General features: G+C 71.9%; 21 protein-coding genes. 9 read left to right on the forward strand and 12 right to left on the reverse strand.

The genetic code is table 11. The features are described from left to right. The first annotated feature begins 142 nt into the window (after positions 1–142). From ABD143_RS33500 to ABD143_RS33510, 3 genes are read left to right on the forward strand one after another with little or no spacing between them, the layout of a single operon-like run. On the forward strand, positions 143–697 hold the full coding sequence (locus ABD143_RS33500) for a hypothetical protein (RefSeq protein WP_343986184.1): 555 nt from the start codon (positions 143–145) through the stop codon (positions 695–697). A gap of 58 nt (positions 698–755) precedes the next feature. Further along, a complete protein-coding gene (locus ABD143_RS33505; protein ID WP_343986186.1) occupies positions 756–1628 on the forward strand; it encodes an SDR family oxidoreductase in 873 nt (290 codons plus the stop codon). After that, the gene (locus ABD143_RS33510; RefSeq protein WP_343986188.1) at positions 1625–2227 is read left to right on the forward strand and encodes a TetR family transcriptional regulator; all 603 of its coding nucleotides are present in this window, start codon (positions 1625–1627) and stop codon (positions 2225–2227) included. The genes ABD143_RS33505 and ABD143_RS33510 overlap by 4 nt, the downstream gene beginning before the upstream one ends. On the opposite strand, the gene ABD143_RS33515 is transcribed toward ABD143_RS33510, so the two are convergent. The 3 genes from ABD143_RS33515 to ABD143_RS33525 form a co-directional block, all read right to left on the reverse strand. After that, positions 2224–3084, reverse strand: a complete 861-nt coding sequence (locus tag ABD143_RS33515; RefSeq protein ID WP_343986191.1) for an MOSC domain-containing protein — start codon at positions 3082–3084, stop codon at positions 2224–2226. The two genes, ABD143_RS33510 and ABD143_RS33515, sit on opposite strands and share 4 nt — an antisense overlap. Then, positions 3081–3704: a class I SAM-dependent methyltransferase gene (locus ABD143_RS33520; RefSeq protein ID WP_343986195.1), complete on the reverse strand. Its 624-nt coding sequence runs from the start codon at positions 3702–3704 to the stop codon at positions 3081–3083. The genes ABD143_RS33515 and ABD143_RS33520 overlap by 4 nt, the downstream gene beginning before the upstream one ends. Positions 3705–3907: 203 nt before the next feature. Then, a complete protein-coding gene (locus tag ABD143_RS33525; RefSeq protein WP_343986198.1) occupies positions 3908–4357 on the reverse strand; it encodes a MarR family winged helix-turn-helix transcriptional regulator in 450 nt (149 codons plus the stop codon). 79 nt (positions 4358–4436) lie between these two features. On the opposite strand from ABD143_RS33525, the gene ABD143_RS33530 reads away from it, so the two are divergent. After that, complete coding sequence (locus ABD143_RS33530) at positions 4437–5633, forward strand: FAD-dependent oxidoreductase (RefSeq protein ID WP_343986201.1); 1197 nt, start codon at positions 4437–4439, stop codon at positions 5631–5633. A 166-nt stretch (positions 5634–5799) separates the two neighbouring features. On the opposite strand, the gene ABD143_RS33535 is transcribed toward ABD143_RS33530, so the two are convergent. The 4 genes from ABD143_RS33535 to ABD143_RS33550 form a co-directional block, all read right to left on the reverse strand. Continuing rightward, the gene (locus ABD143_RS33535; protein WP_343986205.1) at positions 5800–7341 is read right to left on the reverse strand and encodes an amidase; all 1542 of its coding nucleotides are present in this window, start codon (positions 7339–7341) and stop codon (positions 5800–5802) included. A 109-nt stretch (positions 7342–7450) separates the two neighbouring features. Then, a complete protein-coding gene (locus ABD143_RS33540; protein ID WP_343986208.1) occupies positions 7451–8884 on the reverse strand; it encodes a substrate-binding protein in 1434 nt (477 codons plus the stop codon). Further along, a complete protein-coding gene (locus tag ABD143_RS33545) occupies positions 8884–9240 on the reverse strand; it encodes a metalloregulator ArsR/SmtB family transcription factor (protein ID WP_343986212.1) in 357 nt (118 codons plus the stop codon). Before ABD143_RS33545 ends, ABD143_RS33540 begins: the two co-directional genes overlap by 1 nt. A gap of 30 nt (positions 9241–9270) precedes the next feature. Next, positions 9271–10149: a helix-turn-helix transcriptional regulator gene (locus tag ABD143_RS33550; protein WP_343986214.1), complete on the reverse strand. Its 879-nt coding sequence runs from the start codon at positions 10147–10149 to the stop codon at positions 9271–9273. A gap of 101 nt (positions 10150–10250) precedes the next feature. Between ABD143_RS33550 and ABD143_RS33555 the strand changes: the two genes are divergently transcribed. After that, positions 10251–10961 carry an SDR family NAD(P)-dependent oxidoreductase gene (locus ABD143_RS33555; RefSeq protein WP_343986216.1) on the forward strand — a complete coding sequence of 237 codons (711 nt, stop codon included), beginning with the start codon at positions 10251–10253 and terminating at the stop codon, positions 10959–10961. A 229-nt stretch (positions 10962–11190) separates the two neighbouring features. Here ABD143_RS33555 and ABD143_RS33560 read toward each other — a convergent pair whose 3' ends face one another. Then, on the reverse strand, positions 11191–12246 hold the full coding sequence (locus tag ABD143_RS33560) for an alpha/beta fold hydrolase (protein ID WP_343986218.1): 1056 nt from the start codon (positions 12244–12246) through the stop codon (positions 11191–11193). A gap of 142 nt (positions 12247–12388) precedes the next feature. On the opposite strand from ABD143_RS33560, the gene ABD143_RS33565 reads away from it, so the two are divergent. Further along, a complete protein-coding gene (locus ABD143_RS33565; protein WP_343986220.1) occupies positions 12389–13438 on the forward strand; it encodes a D-2-hydroxyacid dehydrogenase in 1050 nt (349 codons plus the stop codon). Between the two features lie 66 nt (positions 13439–13504). Here the strand turns inward: ABD143_RS33565 and boxB are convergent, their stop codons facing one another. From boxB to ABD143_RS33580, 3 genes are all read right to left on the reverse strand, one after another. Beyond that, the gene (gene boxB / locus ABD143_RS33570) at positions 13505–14917 is read right to left on the reverse strand and encodes a benzoyl-CoA 2,3-epoxidase subunit BoxB (protein ID WP_343986222.1); all 1413 of its coding nucleotides are present in this window, start codon (positions 14915–14917) and stop codon (positions 13505–13507) included. A 5-nt stretch (positions 14918–14922) separates the two neighbouring features. Further along, complete coding sequence (gene boxC, locus ABD143_RS33575) at positions 14923–16632, reverse strand: 2,3-epoxybenzoyl-CoA dihydrolase (protein WP_343986225.1); 1710 nt, start codon at positions 16630–16632, stop codon at positions 14923–14925. Positions 16633–16869: 237 nt separating this feature from the next. Further along, positions 16870–18471, reverse strand: a complete 1602-nt coding sequence (locus ABD143_RS33580; protein ID WP_343986229.1) for a benzoate-CoA ligase family protein — start codon at positions 18469–18471, stop codon at positions 16870–16872. A gap of 223 nt (positions 18472–18694) precedes the next feature. On the opposite strand from ABD143_RS33580, the gene ABD143_RS33585 reads away from it, so the two are divergent. From ABD143_RS33585 to ABD143_RS33595, 3 genes are all read left to right on the forward strand, one after another. Continuing rightward, positions 18695–19816 carry an NDMA-dependent alcohol dehydrogenase gene (locus tag ABD143_RS33585; protein WP_343987173.1) on the forward strand — a complete coding sequence of 374 codons (1122 nt, stop codon included), beginning with the start codon at positions 18695–18697 and terminating at the stop codon, positions 19814–19816. Positions 19817–19956: 140 nt separating this feature from the next. Next, positions 19957–21141 carry a cytochrome P450 family protein gene (locus tag ABD143_RS33590; protein ID WP_343986233.1) on the forward strand — a complete coding sequence of 395 codons (1185 nt, stop codon included), beginning with the start codon at positions 19957–19959 and terminating at the stop codon, positions 21139–21141. A gap of 503 nt (positions 21142–21644) precedes the next feature. Continuing rightward, a complete protein-coding gene (locus ABD143_RS33595; RefSeq protein ID WP_343986236.1) occupies positions 21645–22454 on the forward strand; it encodes a PIG-L family deacetylase in 810 nt (269 codons plus the stop codon). 185 nt (positions 22455–22639) lie between these two features. Here the strand turns inward: ABD143_RS33595 and ABD143_RS33600 are convergent, their stop codons facing one another. After that, positions 22640–23404: an ABC transporter permease gene (locus ABD143_RS33600; RefSeq protein WP_343986239.1), complete on the reverse strand. Its 765-nt coding sequence runs from the start codon at positions 23402–23404 to the stop codon at positions 22640–22642. Between the last annotated feature and the right edge of the window lie 118 nt (positions 23405–23522).

The raw sequence follows: 23522 nt of genomic DNA on the forward strand, positions 1-23522 counted from the left end.
CCCACCGTAGGGCAGCTACCTCCGCCGGCGTATCCGTCCGGGCTGGGCTACTCCGGCGAGCGCACCACCACGGCCGCCCGCGCCCGGACGCGCCGCGCGGCTCCTGCCGCCACGATGGAGCGTCCAGACGAGGGGAGGACCGATGCAGACACCATCCGTGAGCGAGGAGGCCGTTGCCGGAGCCGATCCGGTACCGCCCGCCCGCGCGGGCAGCCGGATGCGGCCGCGCTTGCGCAAGGCCGTGCTGGTGGTCCACATCCTGAGCGCGGGCGCGTGGATCGGCCTCGACGTCATGCTCGGGATGCTGGTCTTCACGGCTCTCTTCACGAGCGACCCGGCCACCGCCGCGCTGTGCTACCAGGTGCTGTCGCTGCTCACCTGGCCGCTCGTGACGTCCGCGCTGGCCTGCCTGCTCAGCGGGGGCGTGCTCGGGCTGGGCACCCACTACGGGCTGGTCCGGTACTGGTGGGTGGCAGTCAAGCTCGCGCTCAACATCGTGCTGGCCCTGTTGGTCTGGTTCGCGCTGCGGCCCGGGCTCGACGCCGCTGCGGAGTACGGGCGGCAGCTGCTGAGCGGGGCGGCCCCGACGGCGGACGTTACCAACCTGGTCTTCCCGCCGATCGTCTCCACCATTGCTCTGGTGGTCGCGACCCTCCTGGCCGTCTACAAGCCGTGGGGCCGAGTACGGAGGTCGTGAGCGCACGTGGCACGTGATGCAAATTGGCACAACGTGTCATGTGGCGTAGAGTGACGTCATGCCGCTCGACTCTGCTTCCTCCGCCGTCCTCGTCACCGGCGCGAGCCGGGGCATCGGCCTCGCCACCGCCCGCCTGCTCGCGCAGCACGGCCACCGCGTCTTCGCCGGCGTACGCAAGCCCGACTCGATCGCCGCGCTCGTGGAGGAGTTCCCGGGCGCCGTCGTTCCGCTGACCGTCGACCTCAACGAGCCCGCGACCTACCGCGCGGCGGCGGGCGAGATCGCTGAGCAGGTAGGCGCGGCCGGACTCGCCGGTCTGGTCAACAACGCCGGCTACGCGGTGCCGGCGCCCCTGGAGTTCCTGCCGCTCGAAGAGCTGCGGGCACAGATGGAGGTCAACCTCGTCGGCCAGCTCGGCGTCACCCAGGCGGTCCTGCCGCTGCTGCGGGCCGCGCGCGGCCGCATCGTCAACGTGTCGTCCATCGGCGGGCTCGTCGCCGGGCCGATGCTCGGCGCGTACCACGTGTCCAAGTTCGGGCTCGAGGCGATGAGCGACTCGCTCCGGCGCGAGCTGCGGCACCTCGGCGTCGACGTCGTGGTCGTCGAGCCGGGCGCCGTCCGCACCGACATCTGGGCCACCGGCCGCAACCACGCCGACGCCCTGCTCGCGGTGCTGCCCTCGCAGGTCACCGAGCTGTACGGGCACCTCGTCGACCGCGTGCGGGCCGAGGCGACAGGCGCAAGCGAGCGTGGAGTGGCGCCCGAGGTCGCCGCGGCCACGATCGTCCGGGCGCTCACGCGGCGCCGGCCGCGGGCCCGCTACCTCGTAGGTCGCGAAGCGCGTGTCGCCCGGGTCGTCTCGCGCTTCCCCGCCCGGTTCGTCGACCGCCTCGTCGCGGCAGCACCCGACCCGGCACGGGCGGCCGTGTGACCCGGCCGTCGCTGCGGGAGCGCAAGGCGCAGCGCACGCGCGAGGCCATCGTGGCGGCCGCCGTCGAGCTCTTCGAGGAGCACGGCTACGACAGCACCTCGGTGGCGCAGATCGCCGAGCGCGCCGAGGTGGGCACCCGCACGTTCTTCCGCTACTTCGCCGACAAGGAGGACGTGCTGTTCGGCGGCCCGGACGCCGACGACGAGGTGCTCACCCTGATCCGCAGCTCGCTGGCCCCGGCCGGCGCCTCCGACTCGCCCCTTTCCGCCGCCGAGCGGTCGGCACGTGCCGTGCTGGACCGGCTGTGCGCGCAGGCCGGGCTGCTCCCGGCCAGGGAGCGGATCGTCGCGGCCACGCCGGCACTGCGGGCCCGGCAACTGCTCAAGCACGACCGGTACGTCACGGTCATCGAGGCCGAGCTTGCGCAGCGGCACGGGCTGCCTCCGGAACGGGCCGGGCTGCTCGGACGGGTGGTTTTCACGTGTGCGGTCCTCGCCTACGAGCGCTGGTGCGCCGACCCCTCCGCCGCAGCGGTGGGGGATCAGCTCGAGCGCACCTTGGCGGAGGCGGCGGCGGTCCTGGCGCCGTTCCAGGCCTAGCTCGAGGAGCCGGCGCTCGGGCCGGGTTCGGCCCAGCGTGTGACCCGCAGTTCATCGCCCACAGCCAGCTTCCCGGGGCGGGTCACCGAGAACTTGGCGCCGAACGTGACGCCTGCCGGGTCGCGGCGGTACTCGGCGAGCGTGCGCAGCGGTTCGGGGCCGGCGCGCTCGCCGGTGTCCTGGTCGATCGTCGTCACCGCGCAGCGCACGGCGAGCTTCGTGTAGCCCAGCTCGGCCCCCCCGACCTCCGCCCTGCGCACCCGGTCCTCGACGTGCGGCTCCGCCCAGCCGCTCAACACGATGTTCGGCCGGAACCGCGCCATCGCCACCGGCTCGCCGCCCCGTAGGGCGATCCGTTCGTTCAGCAGGTCCCACGATCCCCAGCTCGTGACAAGCACGGCCGAGCTGTCGGCGTACCCGGACGTGCCCGGCGTCTCGCCGTCGGTGACCCGGTGGTGGTCGGGGGGCACCCGCACGAGCCTGCTCTCGTGCCCGAGCACGTCCGAGAGCCACTCGGCGACAGCGCTGCCCTGGTCGATGCCGGTGTAGGGCGCGCCGAACAGCTCCACCGGGCGGCGCGGGCCTGTCACCTCGACGGCCACCGCCAGCGGTTCCCGGCTCGGCGCCCGGAGGGTCAGCACCTCACCTGCCGCGTCGATGTCGGGGTGGATCGTCGCGAGCACCGGGTGGCGCCGCTGGGTGCGGAACACCCCCTCCGGGCCCACCACGAGGAAGGACCGGTCGTGGGTGAGGCCGGCCGGCGTGAGCTCGGCCGCCGGGAGGGATATGCCCGCGCAGCCCTTCACGGGATAGCAGCGCAGCTCAGCGACCCGCGCCGCGGCGTCCACCGCGATCACGGGACCTGCGCGTGCACGAGGAACGCGCGCCGCGGCCGGTCGGGTTCTGCCGGCGGGCTGGTTGCCACCTGGACGTCCGCGAAGCCCGCGTCGAGCGCCAGCCGCGCGGCGTCCGCCGAGTCCGCGGGGATCGTCAGGTCGGCGGGCACGAGGTCCCGGAACGCCGGCGAGGGGCGGAAGTCCGCGGCCATCGGGATGCTGAACGCCACCACCCCACCCGGCCGCAGCACCCGCCGCCAGTCGTGCAGCGCGGCCGGGCCGAGGAAGTGCAGCGCCGACGTGCAGAGCACAACGTCCGCGGCGCCGTCGGGGAGCGCGAGCGGCACCGCAGGCGCGACCTGCCACTCGATGCGGCCGTCCGGGTCGGCGGCGCCGGCCTTGGCGATCGCCCGCTCGACCATCCGCGGCGAGATGTCCACGGCGACCACCCGGGCCGGGTCGAGCGCACGCAGGGCGGCGAAGGCGGCCACGCCGGTGCCGGTGGCCACGTCCACCACCAGGCCGGGGGCGTTCGCCGTACCGGGCAGGCCAGCGAGCAGCAGGTCGGTGATCAGCCCGTGGTGCGGGTCGGTGTCGTAGGCGTCGGCGGCGGAGTCGAAGAACGCGGCCGGGGAGTCCACGGCCGGGATGCTAACCGCAGACTGTCGGACCCCTGTGGTGCAGTGGACCGGGAGGTGATGGACGTGTCGTTCGTGCACGGGCACCCGCGCGCGGCCGGCTGGGTGAAGGGTCACCTCCGCAAGCCCACCCGGGCCGAGGAGGGTCAGCTGCCGCTGCTCATGCCGCTCCCGCGTTCGCCCGAGCCGGAGGCGGAGCCCGGCACTCAGTCCTGCACCTCCGCGCCCTTCACCTCTGCGCCGTTCACCTCCGCCAGGAAGTCGGCGATCACCCGCAGCTGAGCGGCGTCGCGCCTGCGCAGCACCGCGTTCAGGTGTTCACCTTGCTCCCGGTAGTGCTCCGCGATCGCGGCCATCGCCTCCGGCACCTGCGTCACCAGCACCTTCCGCCGGTCCGTCGCATCGCGCTCGCGGCGCACGTAGCCGCCGCGTTCGAGGCGGTCGATCACGCCGGTCACGGTGCCGGTGGTCAGGCCGCTCAGCTCGGCGAGCCGCCCGGGGGTGAGCGGGCCGTGCGTCCTGAGCAGCGAGAGGAACTGCGAGTCGCTGCCTCCCAGCCCCAGCTTCTGGGCCACCGCCTGGTTGTGCAGCACGACGCTCGCGATGAACCGGACCGTTGACGCGCCGATCTCCGCGCGCAGCTCGTCGGCGTCCACGCGTCCTCCTTGACAATCACTCGGGCTGCCAAGAGACTTGGAAGCCCGAGATACTTGGCTCTACGAGTGAGGATAGGCGATGACGACGGCATTGGTGATCGGAGCGGGCGTTGCCGGGCCCGTGGCGGCGATGGCCTTGCAGCGGGCAGGCGTCGACGCGACCGTGTACGAAGCGCACCCCGGCACAGCGGACGACGTCGGCGCGTTCCTGACGCTGCAGGTCAACGGGGTGTCGGCGCTGCGGGCCATCGGGGCGGGCGACGCCGTGGCGGGCCTCGGGGTCTCCACGCCGGCCATGAGGTTCCGCAGCGGGAGCGGGAAGTTGCTCGGCGAGGTCAGCACCGGCGCCGCGCTCGCCGACGGCACCGTGGGCGTCACGCTTCGCCGTTCCGATCTCTACCGGGCGCTCTGCGACGAGGCCAAGCGCCGGGGTATCCGCGTCGAGCACAACCGCCCGCTCGTGGACGCGCGCCCGGTGCCCGGCGGTGTGCTCGCGGAGTTCGCCGACGGGAGCACCGCCACGGCGGACCTGCTGGTCGGCGCCGACGGCCTGCGCTCCCGCGTCCGGCAGGCGATCGACCCGGCCGCGGCGCCGGCCCGCTACGTCCCGGTGCTGAACATCGGCGGCTACGCACCGCCGCAGGCCACGGACGCCCGGCCGGGCCAGTACGAGATGGTGTTCGGCAAGCGCGCGTTCTTCGGGTACCTCGTGGCCCCGGACGGCGCGGTGTGGTGGTTCGCCAACCCGCCGCGGCGCGACGAGCCTGCCCCGGGTGAGTTGGCTGCGATGACGACCGCGCAGTGGCGCTCGTGGCTGCTCGACCTGTTCGCCGTCGACAACACGCCTGCCTGCGCGATCATCGAGTCCACGCCGGGCGAGCTGAGCGGCTGGGCCACCTACGACATGCCGTCGGTCCGCCGCTGGCACCGCGACCGGATGATCGTGATCGGCGACGCAGCCCACGCCACGTCGCCGGCGTCGGGGCAGGGTGCGTCGATGGCGATCGAGGACGCCGTCGAACTCGGCCGGTGCCTGCGCGACCTGCCCGAGCCCGAAGCCGCCTTCGCCGCCTACGAGCGGCTGCGCCGGGCGCGGGTGGAGAAGGTCGTCGCGCAGGGCGCCCGGTCCAGCAACTCGAAGGCCGCCGGACCGGTCGCGCGGGTGCTGCGGGACGCGTTCCTGCCGCTCGTGCTGCGCAAGCAGGGAAAGAAGGTGATCGCCTGGCTGCACGAGTACCAGATCGACTGGGAGGCTCCCGTCGGCGTGAGCGCCTAGTCTAGGAGCGCCCTGAACAACTCGGCCCTACTGCGCGCCGCCCAGGCGGGCACCTAGCGGCGTTGGACGGTCGAGCCGATACAACAGCGGTATCGGCCCGACCGTCCGCCTTGCGATGCACCCACCTGGACGCCGCTCGCTACGGGCGGAGTTGTTCAGGACCCTCCTAGCCTGCGACCGTAGCCGCCTGCGGGGCCGGGAAGCCGCCTACTGCCTGCTCGAACGTGTGGGCCACCCGCAGCACGGTGGCGTCGTCGAACTGCTTCCCGACGATCATCATGCCCGTCGGGAGGCCGTTCACCAGGCCGGCGGGCACCGAGCACGCCGGGTGCCCGGACACGTCGAACGGGCAGCAGTTGCTGATCATCTCCAGCGCGCGGCCGATGATCTCCTCCCGCGGGGCGTCCGGCGCCGGGATCACCGACGCCTGGATCGGCGTGGTGGGCATGACCAGCACGTCGTACCGCGACAGCGCCTCGTCGTAGGCCGCGCGCAGCTGCGGGGCGAGGTTGCGGGCCATCGCGTAGTGCCTGCCCTGGTAGCCGTCGATCCCGTAGCGGCCGGCGAGCAGTACGAGCTTGACGGTCTCGGAGAACTGGCTGCCGTCGGCCCGCCACTTGGCGCCGTAGTGCGCGATCAGCTCGGGGTCGTAGAGGCCCTGCCAGCCCCGGCCGTAGCCGATGCCGTCCACCATCTGCCAGGCCGCGCCCTCGGTGGCGATCACGTCCCAGACCTTCGCCCCGTGCAGGTGCCAGGGGATCGACACCTCCTCCGCGGTGAGCCCGGCACCGGTGAGCGTGTCGACAGCGGCGCGGACGGCGTCGTTGACCTCTGGAGCGGAGTTGGCCTGGCCGAAGCCCTCGGTGACCACGCCGATGCGCAGCCCCTCGGCCGAGCGCTCGAGCGCCGCGACGTAGTCGTCGCCCGCGACGTCGGTGGGCTGGCGGGGGTCGTGGCCGTCGTACCCGGCGATCACGCCCAGCACGAGTGCGGCGTCGGCGACCGTGCGCGTCATCGGGCCGACGTGGTCGATGGTCTGCTCGATCGGGAACGCGCCCGTGTAGGGCACGAGCCCGTGGGTGGGCTTGTGCCCGACGATCCCGCTGAACGACGCGGGCATGCGGATCGAGCCGCCCTGGTCGCCGCCCGTGGCAATGTCGACGGCCCCGGACGCGACGAGCGCCGCGCTGCCGCTGGACGACCCGCCCGTCGTCCGGCTGGTGTCCCACGGGTTGAGAACCGGCCCGGTGCGCGAGGTGTGGGAGCCGCCCGAGAAGCAGAGGTCCTCGCAGACGGCCTTGCCGGCGATCGTCGCGCCGGCGGCGAGCATCCGGGAGACGATCGTGGCGTCCCGGGTCGGCACGAATCCCTCGACGGTGGCCGAGCCGTTCATCATCGGGACGCCGGCCACCGCCGTGTTGTCCTTGACGGCGACCGTGCGCCCGGCGAGCGGGCCCGCGCCGCCGTCGGTGACCTCGCAGGTGACGTACCAGGCGTTCAGCGGGTTGTCCTCGCCGGTGGGCCGGGTCCAAACGCGCTCCGGCGCGACGGGGGCCGTCCGGGCGTAGAGCTCCTCGACCGCGTCCCACGATCCGAGCAGGCCGTGCACCATCGGGCCGAACGAGGAGATGTCGGAGTCGCCGAGACCGAGACCGTAACCCTCCGCCACCTTCGTGAGCTCCGACGGGTTGGGGGGCTGGACGGGCATCACGGTCTCCTCTGATCGGAGGGGGGATCGAGTGTCGAAAGAGGACGCTAGCGATCCGCCGACGCAAGCGTCAACGAACAGTGGCGGATCAGCTGCGGCCCGTCACCGTTCAGCTCGCGCGGCTCACGGAGAAGCCGCCCGGCCGCGCCTCCGCGACGAAGAGCGACTGCCGGAACGTCTCGGGGCCGTCGACAGCGACGTCCCCGCGCGGGAAGGCATCGTGCCGGATGCTGCGCAGCTCCCGGGCGATGGCGGCCGGCGTGTCCTCGTCTGCGCGGCGGGCCGCGTGCGCGTAGAGGTGCAGGGCCTCGTAGACCGACTCCGAGATGCTCGACACGGGCGGCGCGAACCTCCCGTACATCTCCCGATAGCGGCGGACGAACGCCTCGTTGGCCTCGCCGGGCAGCTCCTCGAAGTACCCGGACGCACCGAACATGCCTGTGGAGGCGTCGTCACCGATGCGCTCGCGGGTGGGCTCGTCGATGGCGGGGGCGAGCGTGCGGCAGCGGTCGCGCACCCCCATCGCGAGGCACTGCCGCTCGAACTGCACCAGGTCGGCGCCCACGAACGCCGAGAGCACGACGTCGGCGCCGGAGCGGAGGATCTGCTCGATCAGCGGCGTGAAGTCGCGGGTGCCCAGCGGCTGGAAGCTCTCGCCGACCACCGTGCCCGCCTGCTCGGCGAGGACCCGCCGCGCTGCGGTGTGCACCACCCGCGGCCAGATGTAGGCGTTGCCCGCGAGGAACCAGCGGCGGCCGCCCGCCGCCTCCATCACCGGCCCGGCCGCGGCCCGCAGCTGGTCCTCGGGGCGCTCGCCGAGCTGTACCCGCAGCTCACCCCCGATGCCGCCCTCGTTCATGACGGTCTGGACCATCAGCACGCCGGAGTCGCGCAGCTCGTGCGCGGCGCGCGTGAACGTGGCCGACGTCGTGGTGGCCATGATCGTGCGGCACCCGGCCTTCACCAGCCGCCACGCCTCGAGCGCGCCCAGGTCGGGGTCCGTGCCGTCGTCGCCGACCACGAGCCGCACCGGCGTGCCCCGGATGCCGCCGTCGGCGTTGATCTCCTCGACGGCGAGCGCCGCGACGTGCTCCGTGGGCGAGGCGAAGACACTCGCCGGGCCCGACTTGCTGGTGAGCAGGCCGACCGGGTGCGTGCCGGCCAGCTCGCCGTCGGAGACGGCGAAACCGCGGCGGCGCATGAGCCAGTTGAGCCCGGCGCCGTCCAGGTCGGCGATCAGGCGCACGCGCGAACCGATGCCCGCTGAGTCGACGAGCACCCGCAGCCGCCCGCGCCACGGCTGGTCGTGCACGATCTCGATGCGGGACGGCGGGCGCAGCGCGGCGACCCGGCCGAGGATCTCCACGGGCTCGCCCGCGGCACCGAAGATCGGCGCCCGCAGGGTGACAGCGGCGCCCACGACGAGCCGGTCGCACGCGGCGTCGAAGACCCAGCCGGCCCCCGTGCCCGCTCCGAACAGGGCGAACACCGCCCCGGGAGGCGCGTCGACGTGCTGTTCGGCTGTCAGGGCCAGGCCGGCCATCACATGGCTCTGCGGCCTGGACGCTCTCGATCGACGGCGACCGCGGTGGCGCCGTTCTCTACCGCGACCTTGGCCGCGTCGAGCGATCCCTGGAAGAGCTCCTGCAGCTCGCGGATCACGTCCTGAACGGGTCCGGTCGGGTCCACCGAGTAGTAGCGGAAGCGGCCCGTGCGACGCTCGGCGATCAGCCCCGCAGTGCGCAGCACCCGGAGGTGGCTGGACACGGCGGTGCGCCCGACACGCCGGATGTAGGACGACAGCTCGCCCGCGCTCAGCTCGTCGCGCTCCGCGAGCACGCTGAGGATCTCACGGCGCACAGGGTCCGCGAGCGCGTCGTAGGCCAGGTCAGCAGCCACGTCGGTAGTCCCCTCCCCGATACCGCCGAGTCAACGCTCGGAGGCATGCCCGGCTGAGGATAGCGGGTCCACTGCTCCGATGGGTTGCAGCCCGACCACGCTCAGCAAAGACAGCGCCTCGGCCTCCGGTGTATCCGGTGCGGCGGAGTAGACCAGCAGGACCTGGTCGTCACCGTGCACCTCCAGCACATTGCAGTCCAGCGTCAGGTCGCCGAGCTCAGGGTGGCGGATGACCTTGCGGTCGCCGTGCCGCTCGTCTAGCTCGCGCAGCGTCCAGAGCCGCTCGAAGACCGGGCTCGCCGCGCGCAGATCGGCGACGAGCTGGCGCAGCGCGGGATCGTCGGGGTAGCGGGCGGCCGCCCGTCGCAGGTCGGAGACGAGGGCGCGGTCCAGGCGCTCGCGCTCCTCCGTGCCCACCTCGACGCGGCTGCCCGCGCCGATGAAGGCCTGCCGCGCGATATTTCGTTGGCCCGGCGGAATCGCGGACAGGTCGCCCAACAGCGCGGCGGCCATCGGGTTCCACGCGAGCACGTCGGACTTCGCGTCGAGCAGCAGCGCGGGCAGGTCGGTGAACCGGTCCATCAGCCGCAGCACGCTGGGGCGCACCCCGCTGCGGATCCGTCCCGGCAACGGGGGAGCGGCCCCGGCGAGGTGGAACAGGTGCTCGCGCTCGGCGTCGGTGACCCGTAGCGCGCGGGCCAGGGCACTCAGCACGCCCTCCGACGGCCGCGGCCCGCGGCCCTGCTCCAGCCGGGAGAGGTAATCGACCGACACCCCCGCGAGCCCCGCTACCTCCTCGCGGCGCAGGCCCGGCGTGCGGCGGCGCACCCCGGCGGGGAGCCCGACGTCGCCCGGGCGCAGGCGCTCGCGCCAGGTCCGCAAGGTAGTGCCGAGCTCGGTGCGGTCCATCTGCCCAGCATGCCGCCGCGGACGTCGCTCAGCCTGGTACAAGCGGTCCCAGGCTGAGCCGGACCTGGTCGGCGCTACCGCAGGGGGCGCACGGTCGAGGCATGACGGAATCGACGATCGCTCTGGTCACCGGGGCGAACAAGGGGATCGGCGCCACGGTCGTGCGGCGGCTCGCGGCGCTCGGCTGGACGGTGCTGCTGGGCTCTCGAGACCTGGAGCGCGGCGCCGAGACGGCGCGCGCCATGGAGGGTGACGTGGTGGTGCTCGGGCTGGACGTCACGAGCGACGAGTCCGTGGCCGCCGCGGCGAAGGAGGTGGCCGAGCGGTACGGGCGCCTCGACGTGCTGATCAACAACGCCGGAATCACCGGGCGGTGGGTCGACCCGCTCGAGACCGGGCCGGCCGACCTGCTCGCCTGCTACGACACGAACGTCTTCGGCCCGGTACGCGTGACCAGGGCGTTCGTGCCGCTGCTGCGCCGGTCGGCCGCGCCCCGGATCGTCATGGTGTCGAGTGGGAATGGCTCGATCGGCGTCACCAGCGACCCGCAGCGGCTCGAGCACGGGATCGTCTCCCTGACCTACCCGTCGTCGAAGACGGCGCTCAACATGATCACCACGCAGTACGCGAAGGCGCTGCCGGAGTTCCGCATCAATGCCGCCGACCCAGGCTTCACGGCCACGGACCTGAACCATCACAGCGGTCACCAGACGGTGGAGGAGGGCAGCGACGCGATCGTCGCCCTGGCGACGGTAGGGCCGGCCGGCCCGACAGGCACGTTCACGGACCGAAACGGCGAGGTCCCCTGGTAAGCGCCCCTCCCAGACCCCGACTCGCCCGCACCCAGACCCCGACTCGCCCGCACCCAGACCCCGACTCGCCCGCACCCAGACCCCGACTCGCCCGCACCCAGACCCCGACTCGCCCGCACCCAGACCCCGACTCGCGCGCACTTCTGCAGCGACTCGCGGGAGCCCCCGCGAGTCGCGGCGTGAGTGCGCGCGAGTCGCGGCGTGAGTGCGCGCGAGTTGTGGTCGGGGGTCAGGTCGTGGCGAGGAAGTCTGTGAAGACCTCCAGCCACTTCTCGCGGGCGTCCATGTGCGGGCCGTGGCCGGAGCCCGCGAACATCTCCATGCGCACCGAGCCGCCCCCCTCCGCGTACTGCTGAAGCACCGCGCGGATCTGCGCGACCATCGGCTGCGGCGGGAAGGCCTCCATCCCCGGCCAGCCTGGCACCGTGCCGGACGCGCCGAGGGTGCCCATCTCCAGCGGCGAGGTGTCGGCGATGACGAGGTCGGCGCTGCCGTGCGTCCACAGCACCGGCGGCTTGGGGTTGAGGTCGACGATCCCCGACCAGTTGCAGTACTTGGGCGACAGCGCGTTGAGGATGCCGCTGGTGCCGGGGGCGCTGCCCGGCCAGTTGCCCGACGTCCGCACGTCACCGGGGTAGTTCGCCTCGCCGGTCACGGTCTTGAGGATCTCGGCGACGAGCATGTCCTCGCGCTCGCGCGGTTCGCGGTGGGTCGGTGCGAAGTAGAAGGCGTTCATCACGTTGCGGATCGAGAAGGGGCTCTCGCCGGACGCGTCCCCCTCGGCGATGCGCCGCACGACCTCGGGGTTGACGGTGCCGGCACCCGAGCCCGCGAAGTCGGCGAAGCACGGCGCTCCATCGGGGAGCGTTCCGCCGTACCCGTAGGGCGAGACGGGGTCGAGGAACGTCAGCGACGCCACCGGCCGGTCCATCGCGTACCGGGCGATCGCCGCGCCTGCCGTCGACCAGCCCACGAGGTGCGGCGGTTCTTCGATCCCCAGGAACGTGAGCAGCGCGAACAGGTCGTCCGCCCAGTCGGCGAGGCCCCTGGTGGCGTCCAGAGGCGCCGGCTCGGATTCGCCGAAGCACCGCATGTCGGGGGCCAGCACGCGGTACTGCGGCAGGTCCGGCATGAGGTGCTCGAAGAACCGGGCGGTCGAGAGGTTGCCGTGCAGCAGCACCACGGGGGCGCCGTCCGCGGGGCCCGACTCCAGGTAGTGGGTGCGGAGCCGGTCGGTCTGGGCGAACGCGGAGCGGACGCCGGGCAGCAGGGGCACCTCGGTCATGTCCGGATGCTCGCGAGCGGGCGGGCCCCGGTCAATGGGGCACCACCCCACAGACGAGTCCGCCGAGGCGGTGCGGGAACACGTGCCGACATGCCGATTGACATGCTGAGTGCGCACTGATGGGCGGACGTGGAGGTGGCGGGTGTCGGAACGGCTCCGGGTCGCGGTGGTGACGCCGTTGCGCGAAGAGCTCTGCGAGCTGGTGGAGCAGCGGGAACCGCGCGTGGAGATGGTGCGCGACCAGTCGCTGCTCGCACCCGTCCGCTACCCGGCCGACCACCGCGGCGACCCGGCGTTCGTCCGCACCCCGGAGCAGCGGCAGCGCTTCGCCGAGATGATCGCGGGCGCCGACGCGCTCTTCGGGCTCCCCGACGACGACGCGCAGGAGCTGCGAAAGGCCGTTGCCGCCAACCCGGGGCTGCGCTGGGTGCACACGATGGCCGCCGGTGGCGGGGCCCACGTCAAGGCGGCGGGTCTGACGGACGAGGAGCTCAACCGCGTCACGTTCACGACGTCCGCGGGTGTGCACGGCGGTCCGCTGATGGAGTTCGCGCTGTTCGGGCTGCTCGCCGGCGCGAAGAACCTGCCGCGGCTGCAGGCCGACGCGGTGCGGCACGAGTGGCCCGAGCGGTGGCTGATGAACCAGCTCGGCGAGCAGACCGTGCTCGTGCTCGGGCTCGGCGGGATCGGGCGCGAGGTGGCCAGGGTCCTCGACGCCATGGGCACCCGCGTGATCGGCACGAGCCGCCGCGGGGAGCCGGTCGACGGCGTGAGCGAGCTGGTGCACCCCGACGACCTTGCCGAGGTCGTCGGCCGGGTGAACGGGATCGTCGTCACCCTGCCGGGCACCGCCGCCACCGAGAAGCTGGTGAGCGCCGCCGTGCTCGACGCCGTACGGCCCGGCACGACGCTCGTGAACGTCGGGCGGGGGTCCGTGATCGACGAGGACGCGCTGGTGGGCGCGCTGCGTGACGGACGCATCGGTTTCGCGGCGCTCGACGTCGTCGCGGTGGAGCCGCTCGACCGCGACAACCCGCTGTGGGACCTGCCGAACGTTCTGATCAGCCCGCACAACGCGACCCTCACCCCGGCGGAGGAGCAGCGGATCGCGGAGCTGTTCGCAGACAACGCCACCCGGCTCCTGGACGGGCGCGAGCTGCGCAACGTCGTCGACATCGTCGAGTTCTACTGACGAAATTCCCGCTCAGGCGGTCCTGCGTACCCGGCGCCAGATTCGCAACCGGAGGGGCGGGATCGATCAGGGGAAGTGGACGTACTCGTACTCGAAGGGCTTGTCGTTGATGCCGTTCGACGGCGGCGCGATCCAGCCTGCGATCTTGCCCGGCTCGTAGACCGGCCGCATCAGCGACCGGACGTGCACCTTGTCGGCCTCGCTCGGCAGCCAGGAGTCCTTCTTCGCGTCCCACACGTCCGGCCCGACCAGCCCGCCCTTCGGCGTCAGGTGGTGGCCGGCGAAGAGGCCGACCTCGCGGTTGAACCCGACGTGGGGCAGGTAGACGCGGCGGTCGATGCCCGCTTTGTCGAGCACCCGGTTCCAGCGTTTGACGCCGCTCTCGCAGTCGCTGACGTACTCGCGGCGCAGGTCGTGGTTGAGGGCGAGGAGCGCGGGCACCTCATTGGTGGTGATCTCGCCGTCGCGGACGAGGTCGATGTGCGCCGAGTCCTCGGTGAGAACGTGGTCGTCCTTGCGCCGCTCCTCCTGCCAGCGGCCCTTGAGCCCCGCGGAGAAGTAGTTGGCGGCGTTCGTGGACTGCTCGGAGCCGAACAGGTCGAGTGAGACGGAGTAATGGAAGTTGATGTACTTCTGGATCACGTCGAGCGGGATGCCGCCGTGCGGGGCGATGTCCTCGGTGTCGTGCTCGCGCATCAACTCGGCGGTGCGGGCCACCACGCGGTCGACACCCGTGGTGCCGACGAACATGTGGTGCGCCTCCTCCTTGAGCATGAACTCGCAGGTGCGCGACAGCGGGTCGAACGCCGACTCCTTCAGCGTGCCGAGCTGGTACTTCCCGTCGCGGTCGGTGAAGTAGGTGAACATGAAGAACGACAGCCAGTCCGGGGTCTCCTCGTTGAACGCGCCGAGGATGCGCGGGCTGTCGAGGTCACCGGAGTTGCGCTGCAGCAGCGCCTCGGCCTCGTCCCGCCCGTTGCGGCCGAAGTACGCGTGCAGCAGGTACACCATCGCCCAGAGGTGGCGGCCCTCCTCCACATTGACCTGGAAGAGGTTGCGCAGGTCGTACAGCGACGGCGCCGTCTCACCGAGGCGGCGCTGCTGCTCCACCGACGCGGGCTCGGTGTCGCCCTGGATGACGATCAGCCGCTGCAGGTCGGCGCGGTACTCGCCGGGCACCTGCTGCCAGACCGGCTCGCCTTTCTGCTCGCCGAACGCGATCCGCCGGTCGGTGTTGCGCTCGGCGAGGAACACACCCCAGCGGTACTCGTCCATGGCGACGTGGTCGAAGTGGGCCCACCCCTCGCGGCCGACGGCGACGGCGGTACGCAGGTAGACGTCCTCCGTCGGGACCGCGGGGCCCATCGTCTTCCACCAGGTGAGGAAGTTGGGTTGCCAGCTCTCGAGCGCGCGCTGGAGCTTGCGGTCGCCTGCCAGGTCGACGTTGTTCGGGATCTTCTCGCTGTAGTCGATCGACATCTGCCTCACACCCGCTTGTGGTCGAAGTCGGCCTTGCGCCCCGTGCCGTACTTGCGTAGCGCACCATCCGGGCCTGATGCGTTCGGTCGTACGAAGATCCAGTTCTGCCAGGCGGTGAGCCGTCCGAAGATCCGTGTCTCCATCGTCTCCGGGCCGACGAACCGGTGGTTGGCCTCCATGCCGGTGAGGGCGTCGGGGGAGAGCGACGCCCGCTCCTCCAGCATGATCCGGATCTCGTCCTCCCAGTCGATGTCGTCCAGGGCCTCGGTGACGAGCCCCAGCTCCATCGCGTCGGCGGCGCCGATCCGGCGACCGGTCTCCTGACGCAGCTTGGCGACGTGGTCGTCATCGCCGTAGAAACGCGACGCGAGCCGGGAGAGCCTGTTGCTCATCGGGAACGTCCCGAAGTTGCTCTCGCTCAGCACGAGCTGCGCGGGTTCGCCCTCCTGCGCGTCCTGCTCCAGGAACCCCTCGAGCATGTACTGCCGGTCGCAGGCCAGTGCCAGCTCCAGCAGCGCGCCCGCGAAGCATGACCCCGGCTCGATCAGCGCGATCAGCGACCGCGACGTGACGTCGAGCCGCTTGAGCACACGCTTGTAGTAGTGCCGGATCTCGTTGACCAGCCAGTCGTCCTTGGAGCGCTCGGCGATGACCCTCTCGAACGCGAGGGCGTCCTCGACGTCGCCGCGGGTGCGCACCACCCAGGTGCCCAGCTCCAGCTCGTTGGCGCGCAGCCGCAGGATCAGGTCGTCCAGCTCGCGGGTCATGGCGAGCGGCCAGAAGTCGGCGCCCAGCTCGTGCACCCGCTCCACCGTGTCCGGCACGTCGCCCTCGGGCCCGAGAACCGTGATCTCGACGAGCCCCCGCTCGCGGTCGAACCGAGCCTCGACGTGCCGGTAGCGGATGCCGTCGGCGGTCTCCGCACGCTCCAGCGGGGTGAGCGTGACGCCTAGAGCGTCGGCCGGCCGGTTCGAGCGGGCGGCCGCGGCAGCGGCACGCTCGGCCACCTTCTCGTCCCAATGACGCTTGGGAATGACCTCATCCACGAGCTTCCACTCGACGGCCTGCTTGCCGCGGATGCCTTCCGGTCGAGTGGCGAAGACGTCGGCGCGGTCCTTGCGCACCCTGCGCTTGTCGGTGACGCGGGTGAGGCCGCCGGTGCCGGGCAGGACGCCCAACAGCGGTACCTCGGGGAGCGACACGGCGGAGGAGTTGTCGTCGATGAGCAGGATCTCGTCGCACGCCAGCGCCAGCTCGTAGCCGCCGCCCGCCGCCGTTCCGTTGACGGCCGCAAGGTAGGTCTGGCCCGAGTTCGCCGCGGCGTCCTCGATGCCGCCCCGAGTCTCGTTGGTGAACTTGCAGAAGTTCACCTTCCACGGGTGGCTCGACCCGGCGAGCATCCGGATGTTCGCGCCGGCGCAGAAGTTGCGGTCCTTCGCGCTGGTGACGACGACCGCGCGCACCTCGGGGTGCTCGAAGCGCAGCCGCTGCGTGGCGTCGTAGAGCTCGATGTCGACGCCCAGGTCGTAGCTGTTCATCTTCAGCTCGTAGCCGGGCACCAGCCCGCCCGCCTCGTCGACGTCGAGCCGCAGGTAGGCCACGCCGGTCTCGGCACTGCCCTCGAGGTCGAGCGTCCAGTGCCGGTAGGTCGTGGGGTCGGCGTCGAACGAGACCGCAGGGATCGCGGCCTGGTCCGGGTCGGCGGTGACCGTCATGGGACCTCCTCGTGCGACGGACGCGGGCTATGGATGTAACTCTACAAGAATGAGCCGGGACGGCAAGTCGTTGTAGAACGTTGCTTGCCGGCCTGGCGGCGGGCGGCACGCCGCCGGACGGGATCCACCTTCTTGCGGAGCTCGCCCACACCCGTGGGAGAGAACCCGTGGGCGGTCAGCCAGCCCGTCACCGGCTCCGGGCCGGGGTCTCGCGGATCCACTCGGGTGCGGGCACGGTCAGCCCTTGGCCTCGGCCACGTCGGCCGCCGTCCCGGACGGGGGTGGGGAGGCCGTCGCCATCTGCCGCAGCCGGTAGCGCTGGATCTTCCCGGTGGCGGTCTTCGGCAGCTCGTCCAGCTCGATCACCAGGCGCGGCCGTTTGAACGCCGCGAGCCCGGCGCGGCAGAACGCCACCACCTCGTCCGGGTCGACGCTCGCCCCCTGCCGCGCGACGACGTAGGCCACCGGCTTGTCCAGCCCGTCCTCGTCCGGCACGCCGACGACCACGGCCTCGGCCAGCGCCGGGTGCTCCAGCAGCCGGGACTCGACCTCGGAGGGGCTCACCCAGATCCCGCCGACCTTCAGCACGTCGTCGGCGCGGCCCAGGCACGTGTAGCTGCCGTCCTCGCCGCGGACGTACTGGTCGCCGGTGCGCATCCACTCGCCCTGGAACACCGTGCGGTTGACGTCGGTGCGGCACCAGTAGCCCGTGCAGATCGACTCGCCCGCGATGTAGAGCATCCCGGGCTCGCCCGGCCCGTCGATCACCGTCCCGTCGGAGCGGCGCAGCTCCACGCGGTACCCGGGCACCGGGAACCCGGAGCTGCCGGGCACGACCTTGCCCGCCACGTTGGAGATGAAGATGTGCAAGGCCTCGGTCGAGCCGATGCCGTCGAGAATCTCGAAGCCGTACTGGTCGCGCACCCCGTGGAACATCCGGGGCGGGAGCGTCTCACCGGCCGACACCCCGTTGCGGAGGGTCGCGAACGTCTCCCGCGGCAGGTCGGCCGCCATGAGGGGACCCCAGAAGCTCGGGCCGCCGAAGAACAGTGTGACGCCGTGCTCGGCCACGCGGTCGGCGTAGAGCGCGGGGTTGGGCCGCGAGGGCTCCAGCACGGCCGTCGCGCCCGCGGACAGCGGGAAGAACAGCGAGTTGCCGATTCCGTAGGCGAAGAACAGCTTGGCCACCGACAGGCACACGTCATCGGGGCCGACGCCGAGCACCTTGGCGCCGTAGGTCTCGCAGACGTAGCGGATGTCGGTGTGCCGATGCATCGCGCCCTTGGGCGTGCCGGTGGTTCCGGAGGTGTAGAGCCAGAGTGCGGGTGACTCGTCCCACGTGGCGTAGGGCGCTGCGATGGGGGTGCCCTCGCCGGCGGCGAGCAGCTCGGACCAGGTGAGCGCGGCCGGACCGTCGACGTCGGGAGGTGTGTCGCCGGTGACCACCACGTGGCGGAGGTCGGGCGCCTCGGCCGCCGCGGCCGTCACCGACTGGGTGAACTGCGGGCTGCCGACCAGCACCCTGGCCCGGGAGTCGACCACCAGCTTGGCCAGCTCCCCGCCGGTCAGCATCGTCGAGCAGGGCACCGCGACCGCGCCGAGGTACATCGCCCCGAGGATCCCGGCGGCCAGCTCGACGTCGTCGGCCATGCAGAGCACCACTCGCTCCTCGGGCCGCACGCCGATGCCGGCGAGCCCCGCCGCCACCCGCCGGACGGCGGCCGTGAGCTGGGAGTATGTGTGGCTCCCGCCGGGGTGGCGCAGTGCCACCCGCTCTCCGTCGCCCGCCTCGACCCGGCGCTCGGTCAGGTACGCGGCGGCGTTGAACAGTTCCGTCATGGAGCGGCTCCGGTCCGGTATCGGCTGCGTCCGAACTCTACTGCTGGATCATTCCCCGTCAACGGTTTGTAGAAGATCACCGACGGTGTCCGTTCGGTCAGGTCAGAGTTCCCAATCCATGCACGCTTTGCTATGACGGTCTTGCTATGACGGGTCGCCGTGGCGCGGACCATGGCCGGTCCGTGGGCCCTCGACCTGACCGCGTTCAAAGGAGAACAGCGTGATGCAGAGCCGCGGAGCGATCATCCGGCAGGCGCCGGGCAAGTTCGAGGTCGTCGACCTGGAGGTCGACGACCCTCGCGACAACGAAGTGCAGGTCAAGCTGGTGGCATCGGGCCTGTGTCACTCCGACGACCACGTCGCCACCGGGGATATCCCGGTCGGGGTTTACCCGTTCGCCGGCGGTCACGAAGGCGCCGGAATCGTCACCAAGGCGGGTGTCAACACCAAGGGCCTGAAGGAAGGTGACCACGTCGTCTTCTCGTTCCTGCCGGCGTGCGGGCACTGCCGCTGGTGCGCCTCCGGCATGCAGAACCTGTGCGACCTCGGCGCCGGTCTCCTCGCCGGCTCGCGCTGGGGTGATCCCACCGACTTCCGGCTCAAGCTCGCCGACAGCGGCGAGCCCGTCGGCCAGATGTGCGGCGTCTCCACGTTCGTCGAGACCACCACCGTGTCCGCCGACTCGGCCGTCAAGGTCCCCGACGACATCCCGCTCGACAAGGCCTGCCTCGTGGGCTGCGGCGTGGGCACTGGATGGGGTTCGGCCGTGAACTCGGCCGAGGTCGGGCCCGGCCACACCGTGATCGTGATGGGCGTCGGAGGCATCGGGATCAACGCCGTGCAGGGCGCCGCCCACGCCGGCGCGTCCAACGTCATCGCCGTCGACCCGGTCGCGTTCAAGCGGGAGAAGGCGCAGGAGCTGGGCGCGACGCACGCCGTCGCGTCGATGGAGGAAGCCGCGGAGCTGGCCCGCCAGTTCACCAACGGCCAGGGCGCCGACTCGGCCATCGTCACCGTCGGTGTGACGACGGGCGACCACGTGGCGCAGGCGTTCGGCGCCATCCGCAAGGCCGGGACGTGTGTGGTGACGGGGCTCGGCGACATCGGCCAGGTCGGCGTGCCGATCGCGATCTCCGAGCTGACGTTGTTCCAGAAGCGGCTGCAGGGCGCGATGTTCGGCAACTGCAACCCGAACTGGGACATCCTGCACCAGCTGCAGCTCTACCGCGACGGAGTACTGAAGCTCGACGAGCTGGTCACGAACACGTACTCGCTCGAGGAGATCCAGCAGGGCTACCAGGACATGCACGACGGCAAGAACATCCGCGGAGTCATCGTCTACTGAGCGGAGCTCTGCGGAGCGACCAAAAGGTGTCGCCGGAGGTCGGCACGCTCGCGCTGACACGCGTGCTCACGTAGGGATTTGCGAACGTTGTACGCGAACAGCTAACGTTCGCGTACAACGTTCGCGAAGAGAGGCTGCACGTGGAACCAAACCTGCTCGATCCCGAGTTGATCGCCGATCCGCGCGGCGGGTACGGCCGCATGCGCGAGGTGGCACCGGTCCAGCTCGGCCGGATGTTCGACGGCAGCCCCACCTGGTACGTCACAGGTGCCGCGGAGGTCCGCACGGTGCTCGGCGACCCGCGCTTCGTCAACAGCGTGCTGTCCCTCCCCGCGACCGTCGACCGGGGGAGCATGCCGCTGGTGCCCGGCGTGGAGAAGGACCTCTCCAACCCGACGATCCTCGACACCGACGGTGCCGACCACACGCGGCTGCGCAAGCTCGTCTCCCGCGCGTTCACCGCACAGCGCATGGCCGACATGCGCCCGCGCATCGCGGCGATCGCCGGTGAACTGCTCGACGGTCTCGACCCCACGCGGCCGGTCGAGCTGCTGGACTCCTTCGCGTACCCGCTGCCGATCACGGTGATCTGCGAGCTGGTGGGCGTGCCGGAGGACGATCGCCCGGCGTGGCGGGCGTACTCGCGGGACCTGGTCTCGATGGACCCGGAGCGGATACAGAAGGGCTCGGCGGCGATGACCGCGCACGTCCACGACCTGGCGGGCCGCCGCCGGGCGGAGCCGGCCGACGACCTGCTCACGGTGCTGGTGCAGGCGCACGACGACGGGGACCGGCTCACCGAACGCGAGCTGACCACGATGGTCGTCGCCCTGGTGTTCGCCGGGCACGAGACCACCGCCAACCTGATCGCCAACTCGGTGGTGGCGCTGCTCGGCCGGCCGGAACAGCTCGACCGGCTGCGCCGCGACCCCGGCGCGTGGCCCGGCGCGGTGCACGAGCTGATGCGCCTGTGGTCGCCTGCGCAGTTCGTGCAAATGCGGTACGCCACCGAGGACCTGGAACTGGGCGGGAGGCGGATCCGCGCGGGGGAGTCCCTGCTGCCGATCCTCGTCGCGGCGAACTCCGACCCGCGCGAGCACCCCGACCCGGAGCGTTTCGACGTCACCCGGGGCCCGGGGCACCTCGGTTTCGGGCACGGCCCGCACTACTGCCTCGGCGCGGCGCTGGCCCGGCAGGAGGCCGAGGTGGCGCTCGCAGCGCTGTTCGAGCGGTTCCCGGCGCTCGCCCTGACCGGGGAGCCCGAGTGGGCGCCGATTCCGGGGATGCTGCGGCTGACGGAACTGCCGGTGCAGCTCGGCGCGTGACCGGCGTGCCGATCGCTACAGGCTCTGCACACATATACGCACCGGGTCGTCGCTTCCGGCCGTCGAGATGGACGTGAGAGCGGTTTGATCAAACAGCCCTGGCGTGCATGTCACGGCCCCGGACAAGTAGCTGGACGCGTATGTGTGTGCAGAGCCTGCGACCACGTCCAGTCGACCCCCGCACCCACAGGCTCTGCACACATCCACGCACCGGCCGTCGCCGTGAGATGAACATCAGAGCAGCCCAATCAAGATCCAACTGCCCTCGTGTGCACCTCACGGCCCACGGGCCAGCGGCTGGACGCGTATGTGTGTGCAGAGCCTGTAGCGGGGCGGTTGTTACGGCCTGACCGCCGCCGTGAACTCGGCCATCCGGCCGGCCGCGCCGTCCGCGGGGCCGAAATGTTCTGCCATATGGACGCCCGGATCGGCGCGCCGCAGCGCTCGCGCGGCGCCCTGGCGGCCTACCTGCGGTGACCCTGCGTACGTATACGCTCGCCGCCGTGGGCACCATCGTCTCCTTCCACGCACACCCCGATGACGAGTCGATCGGCTCCGCCGGCACGCTCGCCCGCGCCGCGGCGGCGGGCCACCGCGTGGTTCTGGTCTTCGCCACCCGCGGTGAGCTGGGCGAACCCGTGCCCGGGGTGCTCGAGCCGGGGGAGCAGCTCGCCATGCGGCGCTCCGCCGAGTGCTACGCCTCGGCGGGCGCGATCGGAGCGAAGCGCGTGGAGTTCCTCGGCTACACCGACTCGGGGATGATGGGCGAGCCCAGCAACGACGCCCCGTTCTGCTTCTGGCAGGCCGACATCGAGCACGCCGCCCGGCGCCTCGCCGTGATCCTCGACGAGGAGGAGCCGGACGTCCTCACGACCTACGACGACAACGGCGGCTACGGGCACCCGGACCACATCCAGGTGCACCGCGTCGGCAAGCGGGCCGCCGAGCTGTCCGTCGTGCCGGTGGTGGCGCAGGGCACGATCAACCGCGACTGGATGGTGCGCGGCGTCCGTGGGATGGCCGAGTCGGGCGGGCTCCCCGAAGGCTGGAGCCCGCCGAGCTTCGACGAGCCGACGTTCGGTAAGCCGGAGGCGGAGATCACCCACCGCGTCGACGCCGTCGACTTCGTCGAGCAGAAGAAGGCCTCGATGCGGGCGCACGCGAGCCAGATGGCACCCGACCACTTCCTCATCGCGATGCCGGACCCGCTGTTCGCGATGGGAATGGGTGTCGAGTTCTACATCGTCGACCCGGTGCCCAGCCCGGCCGCCACACCCGACCTGTTCGAGGAGCTCTTCACTCCGCTGCGCTGATGCGTCCACCCGGAGTGCAGCATCGGATCAGGCAGCTCCTCGACGATGAGTGGAATCACGTCCACTCACGTTCAGAGCGCGCGCTGCGGGCGAACCTCACCGACTTCATCGGGCTGTGCGCTTGTTCGAACTACATCGAGCGGGTCCCCTGGGGCTCGGCCATCGGGTCGTAACTCCGAGCATCATCACGTGCGCGGCATCGCACGCGCGGGCCTGCGCACCCACCCGCGGCACACCAGCTCCAGCATCGTCGCCACGGCCACCGTCTCCACCGCGAGCAGAAGCAGCAGCACGAGCACCTGCACCGCACCCGCCTCTATCGGGCTCGCCCCGCCGAGGAGCATCCCGACGAACGCGCCAGGGAGCGTGACGAGGCCGACGGTGCGGGTCTGATCCATGGCCGGTACAAGGGCGTGACCGGCGGACGGACGAGCGATCTCCATGCGGGCGTCCCGCTCGAGGAACCCGAGGGAGAGCGCGGCCTCGTACTCGCCGTGGCGCGCCTCCAGCTCGTCGTGGGCGCGGCGGCCGCCGAGCGCCGTTGCCGTCATCGTGCCGCCGATGAGGATCCCCGCCATCGGGATGACCGCGATCCCCTCGGGCGGGACGACGCCGCCGAGCACGAGCAGCGCTGTGACCGGCAAGGGCGCGACGGCGATCGGCAGGGCCGACCACCAGCCGGAGCGGTCCGGGGTGATGCGGCGCGCCGCGGTGTATGCGGCCACCACGATCATGACCAGCACGAACGCCGCGCTCAGCCACACCGACCCGACGATCGCCCCGATCAGCAGTGACACCGCGCCGAGCTGCGCGACTGCGCGCGCCGCCGCGACGACCGCGAGGCGGGAGGTGCCCAGGTGGGCCCATCGGGCCACGCCTGCGGCCAGGACCACCGCCAGCACCCCCGCGACGGCCAGCCCGGGCCCCAGCACGATTCCCGCCGATCCCATGCGCGGATCATCGCCCGCCGCGGCCGTCGCCGCGGGCCGGGAGGCCCTGCTGCCGGTGCCGGCCTTCGATGTGGCCAGGGCCACTCCTCCCCGGAGGGGACGTACCGGGCGCGTGTTG

It is taken from the genome of Pseudonocardia aurantiaca, from assembly GCF_039526725.1.
In the GTDB taxonomy this organism is placed as follows: Bacteria; Actinomycetota; Actinomycetes; order Mycobacteriales; family Pseudonocardiaceae; genus Pseudonocardia; species Pseudonocardia aurantiaca.